Here is a 20,604-nt window from a genome sequence, read left to right on the forward strand (position 1 = left end):
TACATATTTGCTACACAGAACTCCAGATACGAAAAAGCCGTAGTAGGTACTAACCTACTACGGCCTATCTGTATTGGTGGCCCCTCCCAGACTCGAACTGGGGACCTGACGATTATGAGTCGTATGCTCTAACCAACTGAGCTAAGGGGCCTACTTAAGGAAGTCGTCACTACCGAAAGCGACGAGAAGTATACGAGGTTTAAATGCCGTTGTCACCTGTGATCCCATAAGAAATCACAAGTTTGAATTCAATTGCTTATCTGTTAATCAATAATCAACAATAAACTGGGTTAAACGACTATTCATCAGCTAATAAAAAGCCCCGCTATCAGATAGCAGGGCTTGTTTGTTGGCTTATCAGCGAGTCAAGTTGACTACTGAGCAGAGGCTTACTCGTCTAAGAAAGACTTTAAGATCTCTGAGCGAGAAGGGTGACGTAGCTTACGCAGCGCCTTGGCTTCAATTTGACGAATACGCTCACGTGTTACGTCAAACTGCTTACCTACCTCTTCTAACGTGTGGTCGGTGTTCATGTCGATACCGAAACGCATACGTAGTACTTTAGCTTCACGAGCGGTTAGGCCAGCTAAGACTTCGTGAGTTGCGTTTTTCAAGCTTTCGCCTGTGGCTGAATCCAACGGTAGCTCGAGGGTGGTATCCTCGATAAAGTCACCTAAGTGCGAATCTTCATCATCACCGATAGGTGTTTCCATTGAGATAGGCTCTTTGGCGATCTTTAATACCTTACGGATCTTATCTTCAGGCATTAACATACGCTCAGCTAACTCTTCAGGAGAAGGTTCACGACCCATTTCCTGTAGCATCTGACGCGAGATACGGTTTAGCTTGTTGATAGTCTCAATCATATGCACTGGAATACGGATCGTTCTTGCTTGGTCAGCAATAGAGCGAGTGATCGCCTGACGGATCCACCAAGTTGCGTAAGTCGAGAACTTGTAACCACGACGGTATTCAAACTTATCAACCGCCTTCATTAGACCGATGTTACCCTCTTGGATAAGATCAAGGAACTGAAGACCACGGTTGGTGTACTTTTTCGCGATTGAAATTACTAGACGTAAGTTTGCTTCAACCATCTCTTTCTTTGCACGACGAGCCTTAGCTTCACCGATAGACATACGACGGTTGATATCTTTTATTGCAGCAATCGCAAGACCTGTTTCAGATTCGATAAGGTCTAGCTTGTAACGACAACGACGCACGTCGTCTTCAACCATCTCTAGGCCTTCAACATACGGCTTTTTAGAGGCGAGTTCTTCGTCAAACCATTCGATGCTGCTTTCGTTAGCGGTATAACCTTTAACGAAGTTTTTCTTTGGCATTTTAGCTTGTTCAACACAAAGCTTCATGATCAAACGTTCTTGAACACGCACTTTATCCATGGTTGAACGCATGCTCTTCACTAAGCGGTCAAACTGCTTAGGCATGAGACGGAACTCTTTAAATAGTTCACCAATCTCAAAAAGAGCTACTGTCGCTTCAGGATGGCCGCGACCTTTTTCGCCGATGATTCTAAGTGCGTTTTCATGAACTTCTCTTAACTGAGTAAAACGCTCTTTAGCTTCTTCAGGATCAGGACCTTTTGGACCCTCTTCCTCTTCATCTTCATCATCTTCTTCGTCGTCTTCGTCATCAAGATCTTCATCTGACAGCTCTGAACCAACGTGAGTTGCTGTTGGTGCTACATCTTCAGCATTCGGGTCAATAAAGCCTGAAATGATGTCAGATAGACGCACTTCTTCAGCTTCATAACGATCGAACTGCTCAAGGATCATTGCGATTGCTTGAGGGTATTCAGCGACAGAAGCCTGTACTGTGTTAATACCATCTTCGATACGCTTAGCGATAACAATCTCGCCTTCACGAGTTAGTAGCTCAACCGTACCCATTTCACGCATGTACATGCGAACAGGATCGGTTGTACGACCAAGTTCAGCTTCTACCGTGGCAAGTGCCGCGGCAGCTTCTTCTGCAGCATCATCATCGGTGCTGTCTTCAGACATCATGATATCATCAGCATCCGGCGCCTGTTCATAGACGCGAATACCCATGTCATTAATCATCTGGACAATATCTTCGATTTGATCGGCATCGACCATATCTGCAGGCAAGTGATCATTCACTTCTGCGTAGGTTAAGTAGCCTTGCTCTTTACCTTTAGCTAGCAACAATTTAAGTTGCGACTGAGGAGTATGCTCCATAGATATCATCCAAGTTGGGTATTAGTTAAAACGACGCGCAGTTATTGCCGCGCAAATCGTCAATTATAGCCTTGTGCGCTTCCGTGTGCTAGTCCAAGTGCTTACTTTAAAGACATAAAGTGTCTTAATTTTGCCCTTGTATGACTGCGATCAGCTTGCTCAGCTGAATCCTTTCCTCTTTAGTATGGTTCTGTTTTAGACTCAATTCCTGATATCGTTGCTCAATATATTGATTATTGAGCCAGATAAGGGTTTTTCTAAACTCCTGCTGCAGGTTTTCATCCGCCACTTGATGATCCCATCTGGTCAGTTTTTTTAGGGTGCCTAATTGTGGCTCGTCCCTAAACTGCTCAAGTAGTTGTGCGCTGTTTTTAACCTGTACACGAGTTACGTCTAACAGATGGGTAAGTAAATCTATACCTGCCATCTTTAGATGCTGTAAGGCTGGCTGCACTGGCAGACCTTCTCCTAACAGCGGATGTTGTACTAGCAAAGCGATGGCTAATCGCAATGGTGTTCCTCGTCCTTTCAACGCTTTTGTTTGAAGCGGTTTTACTTGCTCTTTAGAGGAGAATGCGAATTTACGCTTTAACTCCTCTGCACTATCCATTCTCAGTTTATGCGCTAGATTTTCTAACAGTAAACTTTGAAGTACCGTGTCTTGTATCTTTTCAATCAGGGCTATCGCTTGTTTTGCCAGATTACCTTTGTCACCACCGTATCGCTGTGCGAGCGTATCAAAAAGAAACTCTGGTAGCTCTGTGGCTTCACTAATCTGGCTTTCGAAAGCCTCTTTTCCCACCTGACGAACCATAGTATCTGGGTCTTCACCTTCAGGTAGAAACATAAACTTTACTTGGTTGCCTGGTTTTAATAACGGCAATGCCGTCTCCAATGCACGCCAAGCTGCTTCAGTGCCAGCTCTGTCGCCGTCATAGCAACAGATAACCTCTTTAGCACTGCGAAGTAACAATTGAAATTGTTCTGCGGTAGTCGAGGTGCCTAATGACGCTACAGCGTAATCGACATCAAATTGAGCTAGGGCTACGACATCCATATAGCCTTCAACAATCAGTATCTGTTGAGGGTCTCTGTGTCTTTGCTTTACTTCATACAGTCCGTATAGCTCATTGCCCTTATGAAATATGGGCGTTTCTGGAGAATTCAAGTACTTTGGCGTACCGTCGCCTAAAACTCTTCCTCCAAAACCGATAACACGTCCTCTTCTGTCACGAATGGGGAACATTAGCCTGTCACGAAATCTGTCGTAACGTTTACCGCTATCGTTCTCTATGACCATTCCTGCAGTGAGGAGCTTATCTTGTGCATCCTGATTTTGGCGGTATCGACCTAATAGTCCATCCCAGCCGTCAGGTGCAAATCCAATATTAAAGTGTTCGACCACTTTATTGGACAGTCCTCGATGATCGAGATAATCAAGAACCTTTTGTTTGTCATTGTGCTGTCTAAGTTGACTCTGAAAGTGGAGGCTTGCTTCCTCCATCAATTGATAGAGATCGCGGCTCAGCCCTTCGTCACGTCTTTTCCCCGTTCCTTGCTCTCTAGGTACTTCCACACCTAGTTGGCCTGCAAGTTCATCGATAGCATCGATAAAATCTAGGCGGTCATACTCCATGACAAAGTCGATAACATTGCCGTGAGCACCACAACCGAAGCAATGGTAGAACTGCTTATCTCTACTTACTGTAAAAGAGGGGGATTTTTCACTATGGAAAGGACAACAGGCAGAGTGATTTTTACCCGCTTTTTTAAGGGGTACTTTAGCGTCGATCATATCGACAATATCAATACGAGCAACTAGCTCATTAATAAAATCACGAGGTATCGCCATTATCTAGTTAAGGCCGCCTTTCGCTAAACGTTGAAGTGAAAATGAAACGCTATAAACAAACAAGCCGCGCAAGAGCACGGCTTATTTACGCATTGTACTTAAAGTTACTTAAGTTTAGCTCTGATAGTAGCGCCAATTGCCGCCATATCAGCTCTGCCTAAGACTTTAGGTTTCAGTGCGCCCATTACTTTGCCCATATCCGCCATGGAGGATGCGCCCATCTCTTCGATGCTTGCATCAACTAGAACAGCAATTTCCTCTTCAGTAAGAGGTTGAGGCAGGAAGTCTTCAAGAACCTTGATTTCTGCTGCTTCAATTGCTGCTAGTTCGTCACGTCCAGCTGCACTATATTGTGCAATTGAATCACGACGCTGTTTAACCATTTTGGTTAAGACAGCTATAGCTTGGTCGTCAGTCAGAGTTTCGCGGGTATCCACTTCAATCTGCTTAACGGCGGCTAGTGCCATACGAATAGTTCCCAAGCGTACCTTTTCTTTGGCACGCATGGCATCCTTCATCTGGCTTTTTAGCTGATCAACTAGGCTCATAATAGATTAGTATAAACGTACGCGACGAGCGTTTTCGCGAGAAAGCTTCTTAGCAAGACGCTTAACTGCAGCGGCTTTAGCACGCTTACGGCAAGTAGTTGGCTTCTCGTAGTACTCACGAGCGCGAACATCAGCTAAGATACCGGCTTTTTCACAAGAGCGCTTAAAACGACGTAGAGCTACGTCAAATGGTTCATTTTCGCGTACTTTAATTATTGGCATACGCCATCACCCCTTAGGTGTAGTTTGTAATGAGTCAATCGCTCGACTCAAGTTAATTTAAAAATGGTGCGGAATTCTATACCGACTTAAGCGTGTTTGTAAAGCCTATATTGCGATCAAAATAAGATCTTTTATCGTCAAGCGATCGATTTTTTGATCCGCTGGCTTTTACTGTGCGTACAGTAGCTAAAATATCTTAAATAAAACTCTGCATAGTCTATTGGTATAATTAAAGCACAGCAGGTAGAATTAGCAGCCTTTTATGACACTTTGACGGGATACGATGCGGGTTTTAGGTATAGAAACATCTTGCGATGAAACTGGGATAGCCATTTATGATGATGAGCTTGGCTTATTATCACACACTTTATATAGCCAGGTTAAGCTACATGCCGATTATGGTGGTGTTGTACCTGAGCTGGCATCTCGTGATCATGTGAGAAAAATTGTCCCGTTAATTAAGCAAGCCATTGCTGATGCAAACTGCAGCATTGATGATATTGATGGTGTGGCATACACCACAGGTCCAGGGCTTGTGGGCGCTATTTTAGTGGGTGCCTGTGTGGGCCGCTCGCTTGCCTACTCATGGGATAAACCTGCTATTGGTGTTCATCATATGGAAGGGCACCTACTTGCGCCAATGCTTGAAGATAATGTCCCTGAGTTTCCATTTCTCGCACTATTAGTGTCTGGCGGACACTCTATGATGGTCGCCGTTGAAGGCATTGGTCAGTACGATGTGCTGGGCGAGTCTGTGGATGATGCTGCCGGTGAAGCGTTTGATAAAACTGCCAAGCTTATGGGGCTCGATTATCCGGGTGGCCCTAGGCTTTCAAAGCTGGCCGCTAAAGGTGAGTCTGGACATTACCGTTTCCCACGTCCGATGACAGATAAGCCTGGTTTGAACTTTAGCTTTTCTGGATTAAAGACCTTTGCTGCGAACACGATTGCCAGTGAAAGTGATGATGAACAGACCCGCGCGAATATTGCTTGTGCCTTCGAAGAGGCTGTGGTTGATACATTAGCGATTAAATGTAAGCGAGCGCTGAAGCAAACGGGTTATCAACGCTTAGTCATTGCTGGCGGCGTAAGTGCTAACTCGCGTCTTCGTAGTTCATTAGCTGAGATGATGAATAACTTAGGCGGTGAAGTATTCTATCCTCGCGGCGAGTTCTGTACCGATAATGGGGCGATGATCGCCTATGCGGGTTTACAGCGACTAAAAGCGGGTCAACAAGAGAATTTAGAGGTGAAAGGCAAGCCGCGTTGGCCGTTAGATTCTTTACCTGCAGTTTAGTTATCTTTGAAAGCTATCGATAATTGGCCTTTATTGATAGTGACTAGATTAATACGCTTGAGTGGCACTGTAATATCAAAAGCAGTGCCTTCCTCATACTCCCCACTCTTCTTAGACACCATTACTTAGGCTAGCCTTTTTTCTTACGACTCACTTTACTCTCATTGCCATCGAGTAGACGGCGAATATTGTCTTTGTGTCTGATGACGATTAAAGCAGAGAGCATAGTGACAGGAATAGTGAATCTGTCATCTAAGTACCAGGTATAAACAGGGGCGAGCACGGCAGTAATGATTGCGGCTAATGATGAGTAGCGAGTGATGAGTACCATAACTATCCAACTCGCTATTAACGCTAAGGCAAGATCGTGGCCAATAGGAGCCATGGCGCCAAACGCGGTTGCTACACCTTTTCCGCCCTTAAACTTAAAGAAGATTGGGAAAATATGGCCAACACAAGCTGCAATTGCGATGAGGCCGAGTGAAACGGGGTCAACACCGAGCCTAAAGGCGAGGTAAGCGGGAAGGGCGCCTTTGAGCATATCGAAAAACAACACCATAGCCGCAGCACTTGCACCGCCAATACGCAGCACATTCGTGGCTCCAGGGTTGCCTGAACCTTCATTGCGCGGGTCTGGAAGTCCTCTCATTCGACAAACGAGCACGGCACTGGAAATTGAACCAGCCAAATAGGCTGCCAATATCATTACCAGAGTGAGTACTGTTAAGGTCAAATTGGTTTCCTTATCCTTCTTAAGGTATCATCGCGCCACAATATTTGCTGGCCCTAAATGCATAAAAATAGCTTTGTTTTTTAATCTGCACGACTTGGGCTTTAAAATCCTTCTCTAGCGCCTTATCCTACTTGGGATTAATGCTGTTAGAAAGAGCCATCTAGCAAATTAATCAATAAGATTTGCATTATATCTTTTTTATTCTATACAGCTTATTAGACCTCATAGGTCCGAGTGTAATAGAAAGGCTTATTTTCACCATTTAAATGGTTAGCAAGATCGTTTGGAGGCGTCATGGATAGAGTATTAATACGACAATTAAAAATAGAAACTGTTATCGGCATTTATGAGTGGGAAAAGCAGATACATCAAAACCTCTTAATCGATCTTGATATGGCGTGGGATAACCGACCAGCAGCCGCTAGTGATGACTACCAGCATGCTCTGTGCTACGAAACAGTGTCTAACCGTTTGACGGCGCTCATTACAGAGAAACCCATCGAGCTTATAGAAACTGTGGCTGAGATGATTGCCAGTTGCTTGATGGCTGAGTTTGATGTGCCTTGGGTTAAAGTGACGGTAATGAAGCCTGGAGCGGTTCCTACTGCCGCTGCTGTTGGGGTCGAAATTGAGCGAGGTCATTGTTAAATGAGTGCAAGGATTTATATCAGTTTAGGCAGTAATATTGAGCCAGAAAGACACCTTAAGGCTGGATTAACTGAGCTAGGTTACCATTTTGGTAAATTGACCCTCTCCTCTGTTTATGAAAGCGAGGCGGTTGGTTTTGAGGGAAGTAACTTTCTTAATATGGTTGCGGCTGTCGATACTGATTTGAGTATTGGTGAAGTTGTGGCGCTATTTAAAAAGATTGAGCAAGATAACGGTCGAAAAGTAGGGGCGAAAAAGTTTGCGCCAAGAACCTTAGATTTAGATCTTCTTCTCTTTGATGATGTTGTCGCCAATACTCCCGTCGAGTTGCCAAGGGCTGAGATATTGACCAATGCTTTTGTGCTCTGGCCAATGGCTGAGATAGAGCCAGATCTTCTTCATCCGGTGGTGGAGACGAGTTATCAGGTTTTGTGGAAAGAGTATGATAAATCACAGCAGAAACTGTGGCCAATCCCCTTCACCTGGGTTCAAGCGTTAGTTGATGAAACGATCGACTAGTTAAAGTTGAACTAGCACTTTCAGAATAAAAATACAGGAACTACACATGGATACCTTTCAGGTCATCGTTTTAGCCTTGATTCAAGGCTTGACCGAGTTTTTACCTATTTCAAGTTCAGCTCACCTTATTTTACCTTCACAGATATTGGGTTGGGAAGATCAAGGCTTGGCCTTCGATGTTGCTGTACATATAGGCTCTTTAGCGGCGGTAATGCTCTACTTCAGAAAAGAGGTCGTTGCTTTACTCACCTCATGGATAGCAAGTATTTTTAAAGGGAAGCACTCAGAAGACAGCAAACTTGCTTGGTGGATAATCTTAGCGACGCTGCCAGCGGTCTTTCTCGGCTTTGCGCTTAAAGATATGATTGAAACTTACCTGCGAGGCCCTGGTGTCATCGCTATTACCACCGTTATTTTTGGTCTGCTACTTTGGTGGGCTGATAGAATGTCTCGTTGTGAACTCAGTGAGTATCAAACAGGTTGGAAAAAAGCGTTATTGATAGGTTTTGCTCAAGCTTTGGCATTGATCCCTGGTACATCGCGCTCTGGTGCGACCATTACCGCAGCCCTTATGCTTGGTCTTAATCGAGAAGCTGCCGCTCGATTTTCATTCTTAATGTCAATTCCGGTCATTTTAGGTGCGGCGATATTAATGGGGAAAGACCTCGTTGAGACGGGCGTCGATATTGACTACGGCTCATTAGCGCTTGGTGTTGGGGTGTCATTTGTTGCCGCTTACGCCTGCATACACATGTTCTTAAAAATAATCAGTCGCATGGGAATGACGCCGTTCGTTATCTATCGACTTGCGTTAGGTGCACTTCTATGTGCATTTATCTTTATTTAAATAGCTTAATCTTCTTGCGCCTATACTCAATTAGGCGCGAGTTTAGTCCTTTGAAAGAGAAATTATGAAGAGTATCTACCACTGCCCAGTATGTAATGACCCCCTTTTACTCCATGAGGAGTCTAAAGGATTGCATTGTAGTAAGAAGCACCATTTTGATAAAAATGAGCATGGATACTGGGAATTTAGTCAAGCCAAAAAACCGAGAGTAGATTCGCGTCAGGTTATGCGTGCGAAACGTTTCTTGTTGGAATCTGGCATTTTTTCTCCAGTAAACGATGCGATTACTGAGGTGCTGGGCGCAGAGCTAGCGGCTATGGCGACAGACGGTGTCATTGAGCATTTAGATTATGATTGTGGAGAGGGGTCTTATCTTCGAGTCATAAAGTCGCAGCTAGCTGAACGTCTTAATCAATCAAAGCTCACCCTTGTTCAACATGGGATCTCAGAGGCTGAAAATGCCCTTTTTTCTGCGGCTAAAATTGAAAGCGAGCTTGATGACGATGAGAAAACGACACTCATCGTCAGTCACCTTAAGCTGCTTCCTTTTGCGCCAGAGAGCTTTGATTTAGTCAGTTTGATCGATAAGCAGCTAAAGGGTAAAGAGCCTATTCGGGTGCTAAAGCAGGGCGGTTATCTGCTGCAAGTCTCTCCCGCGCCACGTCATTTGTGGCAGCTAAAAGAGTATCTGTATCCGGATATGAAGGAGAAGGAGCTGCAATCAAGTTTGATTGCTGGTTTTGAGGAGTTGCAGAGTAAAAGAGTCTCTTTCAATCTATCAATAGAGGGTGAGCAAGCGCTGACCTTGCTTGAGATGACGCCTTATGCATGGCGAGCAAATGATAAAGTCAGGAAGCAGATCGCCCAGGCTAGTTTTGCTGGGTTAGAAATTGATTTTGTGATCACCCTATCGAAGAAGCTATAGTATTGATTAGTGGCTACCTAAACCTGTGCAAAGTGATTGTAAAAAATGAATGGTCTGCAAGGATAAGTATTAGGTTTTATGGCTTATAGAGGTTAATCTTTAACCTTAGATTAAGCAGAGTTAAGTATTTTAGTTAACTCTACTAGATGATGAAAGATTATAGGAAACATTGAGACTGATGATGCGAATAGTGCTGTTGTTCATCTTAAGCTTAACCCCAGCTATCTCTATGGCAAATGTGTATACCTTGCCAGAGAAGGGAAGCCGGCTTATTGGCGAGATTCAAGAACACCTTGTTGAGAAAGGTGATTACTTTCAAACAATCTCAAAGCAATACAATGTCGGTATTTTAGAGCTTATGGAGTCTAACCCTGGCGTTGATCCATTCCTGCCAACGCCTGGCACTAAGCTTGTTATCCCTACTCAAATGTTGCTGCCAGACGTGCCACGTGAAGGTATCGTGTTAAACCTTCCTGAACTTAGGCTCTATTACTTTGCTAAAAACGGTAAAGATGTTCATGTGTTTCCAGTCGGCATAGGTCGTATAGGTCGAGAGACCCCTGAGATGGTGACTCGAATTAAGTCGAGGATCCCCAACCCTAGCTGGACTCCACCTGCAAGTATTCGAAAAGAACATCTTGAAGAGCGAGGTGAAGTGTTGCCCCGAGTCGTCCAACCTGGGCCTGATAACCCGCTTGGCAAGTATGCAATGCAGCTCTCCTACGGCGATGGCAGTTACCTTATCCATGGTACGAATAAAGATTTCGGTATCGGTATGCGAGTCAGCTCTGGTTGCGTTCGTTTAAATCCAGACGATATTGAGTGGTTATTTAACCAAACTAAGTATGGCGATCCCGTCCGAGTGATCAACCAAACCGTTAAGATATCTACAGAGCCTGATGGCCGACATATCATAGAGGTTCACTCTGCACTGTCTAAAACTGAGCTGGAGATGCAGCAAGAGAAGGTCGTGAGTATGAGTTCAGAGATCGTTAAGTTCATCAGCCAAGATGATATTGATAGTTTTAAAGCTAATGATGCACTACTGACTCAAAATGGCTTACCGGTTGATATCAGGCTTTAAATAACACTAGTTAGCGTAGTTTTAAGAGCGTCCCTTGTGGGCGCTTTTTTGTGGCCAGAATAAATTTAATCCGACATGAATTAGTGGCTTTAGTGGTTATAGAAATTTTTATAGAGAGGGGGGTTAAGCTTGGAAAAAGGGGGGGGGGGAACATATCGGCAACACTGATGTGCTGCCGATACAGACAAATTACTTCTTGTAAGAAGAAGCAACGTTGTCGATGCGATCGTTAGCACGCTTAGCTTCAGCCTGTGCGTCCATAGCAGCAGCTTTTGCATCTTTAACGTCTGCAGAAAGAGCGCCTTGCTCAGACTTCAGAGAGCTAACTTCAGAAGATAGCTGGTCAACTTTGTTACCTAGGTTAGCAACGCTTTCTTCTAGAGCAGTAGTGTTTGCACAGCCACCTAGTAGGGCAGTCATTGCTACACCAGCAATCATCAGTACTTTTTTGTTCATTGGGAAATCCCTTTAAATAGGTTGGATAGAAATTAAACAGCTGTACTATACAACTGCAACAACTAGATTATGTCATAGCTATTTTATAATGCTACGGTTTTTCGCCCTAAGGCCTGAATACCTTAACTAATATAGCTCTAAATGCAAGTTGAACGCAGTTTAATTGAGCACTCATCATTAAAAATTAACATTTTGTAGACATATCCTCTTTTTATTACCCCTACAAATTTGAACCTTTGTTAAATTTTTTCTTAACTTCTGAGACTCGTTCAATACGCTGTATTTGCAGTTGCTGCTTAATTTCAGCACCTTTAAACCCCGCATCAACAATAGGCTTTACTTGCACTGAACTTGCGCTCTCAAACGCGAGAGTAAAGTATTTGGCCTGAGGGTAATCTTGGCTCTCTAAACCTAATCGCCCTCTAGCATCTGCTTCACAGGCTAATGTTATCTGGGGTAATCGATGGGGCTTTCGCCACAGATCGGCCTTATCGAAGAGTTTAATTAAAGTTTCCGGCCTTAATTCTTCAATGTTATGGATGTTTTGATGCTGATCGCTAACGAGGAGTGCTAAGTCTCGATACTCGTTGGGCACCTTTACACGGGCGCACAGCGCTTTGATCGGTGCTAGGCCTTTTTGTCCGTGGCCATGATGCTTTGGTAGGTGCTCTTTCGGGCTAAGCGCCTTGCCCAGATCATGCACTAGCGCTGCAAAGCGTACAGCTCTATCTTCTGTTAACTTCGCTGCCTGCTCAACGACCATAAGAGTGTGTATGCCGGTATCAATTTCAGGGTGCCATTGAGCAGGTTGAGGCACACCAAATAGCGCATCGATTTCAGGGAATAGAACGGCTAATGCACTACACTGCCTGAGCACTTTAATAAAGATATGGGGACTGTCACTACTTAGTGCTTTATCGAGTTCGAGAAACACGCGTTCTGAGGTTAAGGCTTCTAGCTCACCACTTGCGCTAATATCTGTCATCAACTTCATTGTTTCATCTGCAATGGTGAAACCTTGCTTATGAAATCGTGCGGCGAAACGTGCAACTCTAAGTACGCGTAGGGGGTCTTCTATAAATGCATCAGATACATGCCTAAGGCATTTATTGTTAATATCTGCAATGCCAGAGAAGGGGTCATATAGTTTGCCGTCATCATCTTGCGCAATCGCATTAATGGTCAAGTCACGGCGTAGCAGATCTTGCTCTAAGGTGACATCAGGGCTAGCGTGGCAGCTAAATCCGCCATAACCTGCGCCTGTTTTGCGCTCTGTGCGTGCTAAGGCATATTCTTGCTTGGTTTTTGGATGCAAGAATACTGGGAAATCTTTACCTACTTGCTGATAGCCTTGAGCTAACATCTGCTCTGGCGTTGCGCCGACAACCATATAGTCTCGGTCTTTAACTGGAAGGTCGAGTAAGTTATCGCGTACCGCGCCGCCAACAAGGTAAAATTTCACAAACAAGCTCACAATATTTTTAGTTTATCCAATGAATCAAATCTTACCATGCCTTGTTTTTATTTTGTGTCATTTCAGCCTCTAGCTCTTTATTTACGGTATTTTTTTCATTTTTGTTAAGCATTTTTTGACAAGGTGAGCACTTAGCTTTAGTTTTAACTGTTTTTTGTATTTTATAACCTCTAAGTGACCGGTTAAGGATTGAATTCAGTATGTACAAGGCCTTCTTTGGATTAAGCGATAACCCTTTTTCTATCGCACCTAACCCTCATTATCTCTTCCTCAGTGATAGGCATCGTGAGGCACTCGCTCACTTAACTTATGGCCTAGGGGAAACTGGGGGCTTTGTACTATTAACCGGTGAGGTGGGGACTGGAAAAACCACAGTTTCACGTTGCTTGCTTAATCAATTACCCGAAAATACAGATACCGCTTTTATTCTAAACCCCTCTTTAACAGAGCTCGAGTTGTTAGCGACGCTGTGTGATGAGTTAGGGATCGTTTATGAAAAAGACCCAAGTTTAAAGCAGCTTACCGATCTCTTGAGTCAGTTTTTACTCAGCAACCATGAGAAAGGTAGAAATACGGTTCTGATTATCGATGAGGCCCAACATCTGCGTGCTGAAGTGTTAGAGCAGTTACGTTTATTGACGAATCTTGAAACCGATACCAAAAAACTGCTTCAGGTTATTTTGATTGGTCAGCCTGAATTGCAGCAACTGCTTAGACGGCAGGAGTTGCGCCAGCTAGCCCAGCGCATCACCGCACGTTATCACCTACTGCCATTAACGCCAGAGGAGGTGAGTTTATATGTACAGCATCGACTTCAAGTTGCCGGCAGGCACGAGCCATTATTTAACTCAGGTTCGATTAAAGCCTTACACAAGTTCAGTGGTGGTATTCCAAGGCTGATAAACCTGCTCTGTGAAAGAGCGTTAATGGCAAGTTATGCTCAGTCAAAAGTACCTATCGATCGTAAAATGGTGAATAGTGCGGCTTCTGAAGTGCTAGGAGAAGATGTTAAACAAGCTAACTATCTTCTTCCTGTTGCGGCAGTATCAGCGATCGCGTTAACGGGTGTAATAGCCTTTACCTTACTCAGTGGTAGCAAGGTAACAGATACTATGAATCAGGGTGAACACTCACCTGCAGAGCAGGTGCAAACGAGCAGTAGTGAGCTTGCCAAGCCGGTTAGTCCAACAAGTTCTGGTCAACGAGTGCTTCAAGCCGCTATTGAGCAGAGCCGTGAAATAGATACTGCTTACGCGAGTATCTTAGGGCTTTGGGGCAAGGTGCCATACTTAGGTCTATCTGCGTGTCAATCGGCCCATCAGCAGGGGCTATCTTGCTTCCAGCAGCAGGGCAATTGGAACTCCCTTATCCGCTTGAACTTCCCAGCTGTGGTATACCTGATTGATGGTCAACAGCAAGCATTCTACGGCACCGTCGTCTCACGTCATGGGGAGCAGTTATTGCTACAACTCAATGAGCAGCAGCTTTGGGTTGATAGAGCCTGGTTTACTAGACACTTTAGCGGTACTTTTGAAATACTGTGGCAGGCTCCAGAGGGGCAACCAAGGGAGATTGGACAAGGGGCGAGCGCTGAGCAGATACAGTGGTTAGAGAATAGTTTAGCAAAAATAGATAATACGGCGCCAAGGCTTGTCGATTCATTTGACGCACAATTAGAGGGCAAACTGATGCGCTTTCAACGAGAGCATGGTTTGAGAGCCGATGCTATTGCTGGAAGCCAGACCTTAGTTCAGCTTAATCTATACCTTAGTGCTCAAGGGCCTAGATTAGTTGAAGCCAAAAGGAACTACTAATGTCTATCTTACTCGATGCTGTGACTCGCTCGAAGCAACAGGAGTTAGACAGTAGCTTAGATCCTGTTTTAAGCCCTAGAGCGCAGTATGACCAGTTTTCCCAGCGTGGGAATCGTAGCATGCTTATTGCTTTAGCTTGCTTAATTGTATTACTGCTTGGCGTGATTGCCTGGCTCAGTAAAAGCTATTTTACCGATATGGGGGCTCAAGGTGCGCATAGCCAAAGTGCCTATGATACCGCTACCTCAAAGGCTGATGACGCTGAGCGAAAAGAAGCTAAACAGACAGTGGCTAAGCCAATAGCCGCAGTGACTTCTTCTGAGCAAGAGGGGATCTCATTGGCAGGAAAAGTCGCATTGCCTATCGCTAGGCAACTGCCTGTATATGCCAGAGATGAGTCAAAAGTTACTGCTAACACTGGATCCAGCTCTAAATCTAACTCTAGCTCTAGCTCTACTTTGAACTTAGCCTCGCAAGCTAAAGCGAGTGATGCAGCCTTAAGGCAAAGTGTTATCGAAGCGAGTCAAGCCATCGATAGCGGTAGTTATCAAGTGAACTCGGATGAGCCTATCATCTTAGGTGCTAACGCTAATGATAAAGGGCAGGCACTCCTCGACTCACTGAAGTATCAGGTTAACGTTGCAGCAGAAGAGGTCGGTATGCAGGGAGCTGATACTCAGCCTCGGGACTATCAGAGCGAGAATAATCTGCTTGCAGCATTTGAGGCGGCTTTGAAAGAGGTTGAGATTGAAAACTCGGTAGCAACCCCTGTGACACCGGAGAAATTAGATCCAATTCCAACGACTCAGCCAGATGAGTTACCTAAGTATGGTCAGCTACCTGCTGGCATTCAATTGCAGGTGCCTGAGTTTAATATTAATGCTCATGTTTACTCTAGTGTTGCGACTAATCGATGGTTAAATGTCGATGGTAGTGAGCTTCAGGAGGGGGATAGCATAGGCGGTAAGCTGACAATTGTTGAGATAAGACCAAGGGATGTGGTGCTCTCTATTCAGGGGACAGAGTTTAAGGTTCCAGCGATTTAACGCTTCAATTTATCGTTTGAAAACAATTAAAAATCATTCTAAAAAGGGCGCATAAGCGCCCTTTTTATCGTTTAATCTCTATTATAGTTTAACCATAAAGCTGGTATGAAAGCAGCAGTGTCAAAGCGTAACCAACACTGTAGCAAAGCAGCAGGGCTGGGACATACTTAAGGTAGCTAACAAAGGTCAGCTCCTTAACTTTACTCATCGCAATAATTCCTGATGCAGAGCCAATCACCAGCAGTGACCCGCCTACCCCTACCGAATAGGTTAGCCCTAACCACTCTGGCGTGTTGAGAACAGGTTCAGCTTTTAATAATGCAGCGGTTAGTGGCACATTATCGAGCAGAGCTGAACCGATACCAGTGACAAAGTTAGAGATATTAGGGTTAAATTGTGTGTATACCTCGGTCAGTAGATCGAGTGTTCCTATCTCTTTGAGCATGCCTACAAGTAGCAAGATACCAAGGAAGAATAACAAGGTATCAAACTCAACCTGGCGAATATATTCGAGAATTTGTAACTCCTCTTTATTGCTATGGCTGGTATGTCCTACTAAAAACATGACAGATAACCCGGTAAGAAAAGTCAGTACGGGTGGTATGCCAAATAAAACGTTCAGCGCCATAGTGGCAATGATAGTACTAAAGAAAATAAGCGCTATGAGGAGGTCGACCTTACGATACTCCCGTTTGATTGGGCTTGTGCTGACATGTCCTTCAGCCTTAAGAGAAAACAGTACGGCTAAGAGCATGACACTGCAAGCTGCTGGGACGAAGAGAACTAATAGCTCTGACATCTGTACGTGGCCACCGAGAAAAATCATCAAGGTGGTGACATCACCGGTGATCAATGCGACGCCGCCTGAGTTGACTGCAAATATGATCAATACCGCCATACGACGTCGCATCTGGCTTTCAAGTTTAAAGGTGGTCAACAAGCCTAGGGAGACAAGCGTTGCTGTGACATTGTCACAGATGGCTGAAAGTACTAATGAAAAGAGTGCGACCTGTATCATTAACATGCGAACGGACACGCGCTGGGGAAACAACTTCTGAACCAGTATTTGAATCATTCCCTTAGCATTAAGGTAAGCCACAAATGTCATTGTAGACATGAGAAAAAGCCAAAGTGTTGCAATTTCTAGCAAGTTTTCATTTAGCTCAGCTTCTACTAACTGCTGCTGGCTGGGAGCTCCTGCTGAAGCGAATAGTACAATCCAGGATATACAGCCAAAAAAGAGGGTTGTTTTGGCCTTATTTAGATGAGTTACCTCTTCAAAAATAATGCTTAAGAGTGCTAAAACAGCGAGAGAGATCAGGAAAATGTTCAACATACATCAGTTCCTACTACTGATTTGGCACTTTGCTTTATCTAGGCTAACAGCGCTCAAAATCAAGGTTAAATTAAGCTTGGTGTGTTAGGCGCGGATTAGGCCACATGGCCACTGATAATACAAGTGTTAACTTGATCGACTTTTTGGTTGAAAGTGCTATCTATCTCACGGTGGGCGGGCTGCTTTGGCTAGATTAATGTTTGTTCATGGTGAAAAGTGTTTAGTGAGAAGGTGTTTAGTAAGAGGGGGAGTTAGTTCGTGGATAAAAAAACAACTTGGCTGGCGTAAATAATTTTTTTCAAGGCAGGATGGTTAACTGGTTAAGGAACTGCTTAATAATTAATGCTTTTTTAGGAGCGTTTTTTTAGAGGCCGTTGCTAAGTTAATTTAGGGACTGAGAGTCAGAAACTTGTCTAAGTCAATTTATTGACCGAGTGAAAAATAAACAGTATCTTGTGTCGGAAACTAGGTAGAGATACTAAATACAGTATCTAAATACAGAATTAGTCGCAATCGCATCGAAGGAAAGAGGCGTCAGGAAAGCCTAAGTGAAAGGCGAGTGATAAAGAGTAGTCAGATGAAGTTTTTATTGAGATCGATTTTATTGTTGGGTTCGTTAGCTTGGCTGATTATTTCTGCTGAGCAACTACTAAGCTTAGGCGTATTACAAAACCCTTCTATTGCGATGGAGCATACCACCTTGCTCATTCAAAGTTTGATTGCGTTTATCATCTTACGATCAACTTGGGGTTCAAATAAAAAGCGAGATAGCTTTTAGTTCATCGTCTCTGTTTGTAGAAAATGATTTATAAAAAAGGACGCGATAAGCGTCCTTTTTTAATATGAATGACTTAAATACTAAATAACTGCTTATTTAGCTGCCATTTTAGCACTCATATTCATCAAGAGACGTTCTGCAGCTGCGAGTGTCTCTTCGAGCTCTTTGTCGCCGTGTGTTTAGCTAGGGAAACTTGCTTATGTTGACAAGGGGCAGGCAATAAAAAAGGACGCGATAAGCATCCTTTTCTTAATAAGAATGACTTAAATACTAAATAACCGCTTATTTAGCTGCCATTTTAGCACTCATATTCATCAAGAGACGTTCTGCAGCTGCTAGTGTCTCTTCAAGCTCTTTCTCGCCATGAGTTGTAGGTAGGGGAACTTGCTTATGTTGGCAAAGGGCAGACAATAAAAAAGGACGCGATAAGCGTCCTTTTCTTAATAAGAATGACTTAAGTACTAAGTCTAAGTAACCGCTTATTTAGCTGCCATTTTAGCAAACACACGTTCTGCAGCTGCTAGTGTCTCTTCAAGTTCTTTCTCGCCATGAGCCATAGAGAGGAAACCTGCTTCATAAGCGCTCGGTGCTAGATAAACACCCTCATCTAGCATGCCATGGTAGAAGATAGGGAACTTTTCAGCATCACATTTAGTGACTTGCTCAAACGTGGTGACTTTTTCTTCTTCAGTGAAGAAGAAACCAAACATGCCACCAACATAGTTGATAGACATTGGGATACCGTGCTTATTAGCAGCAGCTTTGAAACCTTCAGCGATACGTTTAGTCTTAGCTGCAAGCTCTTCGTAAACACCCTCTTCGCAAAGTGCGTCCATCTGAGCAAGACCTGCTGACATAGCAATAGGGTTACCAGAAAGCGTACCCGCTTGGTAAACAGGACCTGTAGGTGCGATAAACTGCATCACATCTTTACGGCCACCGAAAGCACCGACTGGCATGCCACCACCGATCACTTTACCTAATGTCGTTAAGTCTGGTGTGATCCCGTAATGGCCTTGAGCGCCACTTTTAGATACACGGAAACCGGTCATCACTTCATCGATAATCATTAGGGCGCCGTACTGATCACAGATAGCACGTAAGCCTTCAAGGAAGCCTTCTACTGGTGGGATACAGTTCATGTTGCCAGCAACAGGCTCTAGAATGATACAAGAGATCTCTTCTGGGTACTGTTCAAATAGCGCCTTAACCGAATCTAGTTCATTGTAGGTTGCGGTTAGTGTGTGCTTTGCAAAGTCTTCAGGGATCCCTGGAGAGCTTGGCTGACCTAAGGTTAGCGCACCAGAACCCGCTTTTACTAATAAGCAGTCAGCGTGACCGTGGTAACAACCTTCAAATTTTAGGATCTTGTCACGATTTGTAAAACCACGTGCAAGACGGATTGCACTCATGGTGGCTTCAGTCCCTGAACTTACCATACGAACTTGCTCCATAGATGGAACCATTTCGATGACTTTCTCAGCCATAGTAACTTCAAGCTCAGTAGGCGCGCCAAAAGATAGACCATTTTCAACGGCTGCGAGTACTGCTTCGCGGATTTTAGGGTGGTTATGGCCTAAGATCATTGGGCCCCAAGAGCCAACGTAATCGATGTAAGCTTTACCGTCTGCATCATAGATATATGCACCATCTGCTTTTTCGATGAAGCGTGGTGAACCACCAACGCCATTGAATGCACGCACAGGTGAGTTAACACCACCTGGGATGGTTTTTTTAGCCTGCTCAAAAAGTGTGTCGGAACGGGTCATTATCAATCCTTAAAATCAGTCGCCTGGTTATAGTTTATTTATTCGTTAATATCTATTTACAGAGAAGGGAGTTGTGCTTCTTGAATTCTAGCTAGAGTATATCAGCCTGAACTAAATTTCCCTCAAGTTGATCTGTTATTGTGATCTTATGCTCGGCATTTTCAATGTCATTGCTCACATAGTCAAGCATAGGAAGCGTATGGCGTTGGACAAGTGTGAAGCTAAATACCAATCGGTATAAGAAAGTGGTCAGTTCAGAGTTATTTTTGGCAGCATAATTCAAGGCGAATGAGTGAGGGAATGGTGATCCCTTTTGAACTTATTCAACACGGAAGTAGGCAGCCAAAAACACTCCTGTTAGGCGAGTTTTAGCGCTTCTTATACGGCGTTAACGAGCTTAAACGTAGAATAACTATGTTTCTCACTCGTTGCCTTGTCTCACAATCGCTAAACTCTCGCTGAATGGCCACACCTTTATACCGATTGGTATAAGCTTGCGATAGGGGAGTTAAAAGGTGGTAGTGCAGTGAAAAAAAGCTACCCAACTGATGTTGGGTAGCAAATTGATATAGGTTGGCTTGTGGATAGTAAGTCTTAACCTAATCACTTATAACGAGTTAGTTTATTTAATTTTGGCTTGGGCCTGTTGTGAATAATACAGTGCCACATCTTTCATCTCTGTTTCAGATAGCATGCCTGCCTGTGCCTGCATCAGTGGGCTAGTCCGTTCACCTCGTTTAAAGTCAATCAGCTGCTTAAATAGATACGCGGCTTTCTGTCCTTTTAAACTCGGGTATATAGGCATCATTTTTAGCATAGCCTCACCATGGCAGGCGATACAGCGCTGATTCGCAAGCATCTCACCATTGGCTGGGTTCGCTTGGTGTTCAAGCACTGCAGCATCAAGCTTTAACCCTGATACCGCTAAGGTTGCATTGAATGCTGCATTATCTTCAGCACTTGAGGCTGAGCTGTAGGGACTGAACAAGGCTGCGGCAATCACTAGCATAGATAGATTCATCATCTTCATGACG

The 20,604-nt window shown here is 44.1% G+C and carries 19 protein-coding genes and 1 tRNA gene; 9 read left to right on the top strand and 11 right to left on the bottom strand.

Features of this window, described 5'->3' with window-relative positions; all coding sequences use genetic code 11:
• Positions 1–74 precede the first annotated feature (74 nt).
• From BM736_RS00830 to rpsU, 5 genes are all read right to left on the bottom strand, one after another.
• Positions 75–151 (bottom strand) — tRNA-Ile (locus tag BM736_RS00830).
• A 238-nt stretch (positions 152–389) separates the two neighbouring features.
• Positions 390–2,222, bottom strand: coding sequence for an RNA polymerase sigma factor RpoD (gene rpoD / locus BM736_RS00835; protein ID WP_218638743.1), 1,833 nt, complete (start codon positions 2,220–2,222; stop codon positions 390–392).
• Between the two features lie 124 nt (positions 2,223–2,346).
• Positions 2,347–4,074: a DNA primase gene (gene dnaG / locus BM736_RS00840; RefSeq protein WP_076407589.1), complete on the bottom strand. Its 1,728-nt coding sequence runs from the start codon at positions 4,072–4,074 to the stop codon at positions 2,347–2,349.
• A gap of 104 nt (positions 4,075–4,178) precedes the next feature.
• On the bottom strand, positions 4,179–4,622 hold the full coding sequence (locus BM736_RS00845) for a GatB/YqeY domain-containing protein (RefSeq protein ID WP_076407591.1): 444 nt from the start codon (positions 4,620–4,622) through the stop codon (positions 4,179–4,181).
• 6 nt (positions 4,623–4,628) lie between these two features.
• Positions 4,629–4,844 carry a 30S ribosomal protein S21 gene (gene rpsU / locus BM736_RS00850; RefSeq protein ID WP_076407593.1) on the bottom strand — a complete coding sequence of 72 codons (216 nt, stop codon included), beginning with the start codon at positions 4,842–4,844 and terminating at the stop codon, positions 4,629–4,631.
• 283 nt (positions 4,845–5,127) lie between these two features.
• Here rpsU and tsaD point away from each other — a divergent pair, with 283 nt between their 5' ends.
• Positions 5,128–6,141, top strand: a complete 1,014-nt coding sequence (gene tsaD / locus BM736_RS00855; protein ID WP_076407595.1) for a tRNA (adenosine(37)-N6)-threonylcarbamoyltransferase complex transferase subunit TsaD — start codon at positions 5,128–5,130, stop codon at positions 6,139–6,141.
• Positions 6,142–6,271: 130 nt separating this feature from the next.
• Here tsaD and plsY read toward each other — a convergent pair whose 3' ends face one another.
• Entirely contained in the window at positions 6,272–6,874 is a 603-nt protein-coding gene (gene plsY / locus BM736_RS00860; RefSeq protein ID WP_076407597.1) for a glycerol-3-phosphate 1-O-acyltransferase PlsY, read from the bottom strand.
• Positions 6,875–7,168: 294 nt separating this feature from the next.
• Here plsY and folB point away from each other — a divergent pair, with 294 nt between their 5' ends.
• The 5 genes from folB (at position 7,169) to BM736_RS00885 (ending at position 10,897) form a co-directional block, all read left to right on the top strand.
• A complete protein-coding gene (folB, locus tag BM736_RS00865) occupies positions 7,169–7,522 on the top strand; it encodes a dihydroneopterin aldolase (protein WP_076407599.1) in 354 nt (117 codons plus the stop codon).
• Positions 7,523–8,041 (top strand): 2-amino-4-hydroxy-6-hydroxymethyldihydropteridine diphosphokinase, encoded by a 519-nt coding sequence (gene folK, locus BM736_RS00870; RefSeq protein ID WP_076407601.1) that lies wholly within the window; start codon positions 7,523–7,525, stop codon positions 8,039–8,041.
• 46 nt (positions 8,042–8,087) lie between these two features.
• Positions 8,088–8,888, top strand: coding sequence for an undecaprenyl-diphosphate phosphatase (locus BM736_RS00875; protein WP_076407603.1), 801 nt, complete (start codon positions 8,088–8,090; stop codon positions 8,886–8,888).
• 64 nt (positions 8,889–8,952) lie between these two features.
• On the top strand, positions 8,953–9,813 hold the full coding sequence (locus BM736_RS00880) for a putative RNA methyltransferase (protein ID WP_076407605.1): 861 nt from the start codon (positions 8,953–8,955) through the stop codon (positions 9,811–9,813).
• Between the two features lie 178 nt (positions 9,814–9,991).
• Positions 9,992–10,897 carry a L,D-transpeptidase family protein gene (locus BM736_RS00885; protein ID WP_076407607.1) on the top strand — a complete coding sequence of 302 codons (906 nt, stop codon included), beginning with the start codon at positions 9,992–9,994 and terminating at the stop codon, positions 10,895–10,897.
• Positions 10,898–11,086: 189 nt separating this feature from the next.
• Here the strand turns inward: BM736_RS00885 and BM736_RS00890 are convergent, their stop codons facing one another.
• Complete coding sequence (locus tag BM736_RS00890) at positions 11,087–11,353, bottom strand: Lpp/OprI family alanine-zipper lipoprotein (protein WP_076407609.1); 267 nt, start codon at positions 11,351–11,353, stop codon at positions 11,087–11,089.
• 220 nt (positions 11,354–11,573) lie between these two features.
• Positions 11,574–12,815, bottom strand: a complete 1,242-nt coding sequence (locus BM736_RS00895) for a multifunctional CCA addition/repair protein (RefSeq protein ID WP_076409774.1) — start codon at positions 12,813–12,815, stop codon at positions 11,574–11,576.
• A gap of 212 nt (positions 12,816–13,027) precedes the next feature.
• Here BM736_RS00895 and BM736_RS00900 point away from each other — a divergent pair, with 212 nt between their 5' ends.
• The gene (locus tag BM736_RS00900) at positions 13,028–14,641 is read left to right on the top strand and encodes an ExeA family protein (RefSeq protein WP_076407611.1); all 1,614 of its coding nucleotides are present in this window, start codon (positions 13,028–13,030) and stop codon (positions 14,639–14,641) included.
• A complete protein-coding gene (locus BM736_RS00905) occupies positions 14,641–15,687 on the top strand; it encodes a general secretion pathway protein GspB (RefSeq protein WP_076407613.1) in 1,047 nt (348 codons plus the stop codon). The genes BM736_RS00900 and BM736_RS00905 overlap by 1 nt, the downstream gene beginning before the upstream one ends.
• 88 nt (positions 15,688–15,775) lie before the next feature.
• Here the strand turns inward: BM736_RS00905 and nhaD are convergent, their stop codons facing one another.
• On the bottom strand, positions 15,776–17,023 hold the full coding sequence (gene nhaD / locus BM736_RS00910) for a sodium:proton antiporter NhaD (protein ID WP_076407615.1): 1,248 nt from the start codon (positions 17,021–17,023) through the stop codon (positions 15,776–15,778).
• 577 nt (positions 17,024–17,600) lie between these two features.
• Between nhaD and BM736_RS00915 the strand changes: the two genes are divergently transcribed.
• Positions 17,601–17,801 (top strand): hypothetical protein, encoded by a 201-nt coding sequence (locus tag BM736_RS00915; protein WP_076407617.1) that lies wholly within the window; start codon positions 17,601–17,603, stop codon positions 17,799–17,801.
• Positions 17,802–18,280: 479 nt separating this feature from the next.
• On the opposite strand, the gene hemL is transcribed toward BM736_RS00915, so the two are convergent.
• Positions 18,281–19,570 carry a glutamate-1-semialdehyde 2,1-aminomutase gene (gene hemL / locus BM736_RS00920; protein WP_076407619.1) on the bottom strand — a complete coding sequence of 430 codons (1,290 nt, stop codon included), beginning with the start codon at positions 19,568–19,570 and terminating at the stop codon, positions 18,281–18,283.
• Between the two features lie 622 nt (positions 19,571–20,192).
• Positions 20,193–20,600, bottom strand: coding sequence for a c-type cytochrome (locus tag BM736_RS00930; protein WP_256717651.1), 408 nt, complete (start codon positions 20,598–20,600; stop codon positions 20,193–20,195).
• Positions 20,601–20,604 lie beyond the last annotated feature (4 nt).

It is taken from the genome of Shewanella sp. UCD-KL12 (genome assembly GCF_001957125.1).
GTDB lineage: Bacteria > Pseudomonadota > Gammaproteobacteria > Enterobacterales > Shewanellaceae > Shewanella.

What these genes read in the sequence shown, in the direction of transcription:
- rpsU (WP_076407593.1), bottom strand. Translation starts at nt 4,844, where the DNA reads ATGCCAATAATTAAAGTACGCGAAAATGAACCATTTGACGTAGCTCTA.
- dnaG (WP_076407589.1), bottom strand. Translation starts at nt 4,074, where the DNA reads ATGGCGATACCTCGTGATTTTATTAATGAGCTAGTTGCTCGTATTGAT.
- rpoD (WP_218638743.1), bottom strand. Translation starts at nt 2,222, where the DNA reads ATGGAGCATACTCCTCAGTCGCAACTTAAATTGTTGCTAGCTAAAGGT.
- folK (WP_076407601.1), top strand. Translation starts at nt 7,523, where the DNA reads ATGAGTGCAAGGATTTATATCAGTTTAGGCAGTAATATTGAGCCAGAA.
- BM736_RS00845 (WP_076407591.1), bottom strand. Translation starts at nt 4,622, where the DNA reads ATGAGCCTAGTTGATCAGCTAAAAAGCCAGATGAAGGATGCCATGCGT.
- hemL (WP_076407619.1), bottom strand. Translation starts at nt 19,570, where the DNA reads ATGACCCGTTCCGACACACTTTTTGAGCAGGCTAAAAAAACCATCCCA.
- BM736_RS00915 (WP_076407617.1), top strand. Translation starts at nt 17,601, where the DNA reads ATGAAGTTTTTATTGAGATCGATTTTATTGTTGGGTTCGTTAGCTTGG.
- BM736_RS00875 (WP_076407603.1), top strand. Translation starts at nt 8,088, where the DNA reads ATGGATACCTTTCAGGTCATCGTTTTAGCCTTGATTCAAGGCTTGACC.
- folB (WP_076407599.1), top strand. Translation starts at nt 7,169, where the DNA reads ATGGATAGAGTATTAATACGACAATTAAAAATAGAAACTGTTATCGGC.
- BM736_RS00905 (WP_076407613.1), top strand. Translation starts at nt 14,641, where the DNA reads ATGTCTATCTTACTCGATGCTGTGACTCGCTCGAAGCAACAGGAGTTA.
- BM736_RS00890 (WP_076407609.1), bottom strand. Translation starts at nt 11,353, where the DNA reads ATGAACAAAAAAGTACTGATGATTGCTGGTGTAGCAATGACTGCCCTA.
- BM736_RS00885 (WP_076407607.1), top strand. Translation starts at nt 9,992, where the DNA reads ATGATGCGAATAGTGCTGTTGTTCATCTTAAGCTTAACCCCAGCTATC.
- nhaD (WP_076407615.1), bottom strand. Translation starts at nt 17,023, where the DNA reads ATGTTGAACATTTTCCTGATCTCTCTCGCTGTTTTAGCACTCTTAAGC.
- BM736_RS00900 (WP_076407611.1), top strand. Translation starts at nt 13,028, where the DNA reads ATGTACAAGGCCTTCTTTGGATTAAGCGATAACCCTTTTTCTATCGCA.
- BM736_RS00880 (WP_076407605.1), top strand. Translation starts at nt 8,953, where the DNA reads ATGAAGAGTATCTACCACTGCCCAGTATGTAATGACCCCCTTTTACTC.
- tsaD (WP_076407595.1), top strand. Translation starts at nt 5,128, where the DNA reads ATGCGGGTTTTAGGTATAGAAACATCTTGCGATGAAACTGGGATAGCC.
- BM736_RS00930 (WP_256717651.1), bottom strand. Translation starts at nt 20,600, where the DNA reads ATGAAGATGATGAATCTATCTATGCTAGTGATTGCCGCAGCCTTGTTC.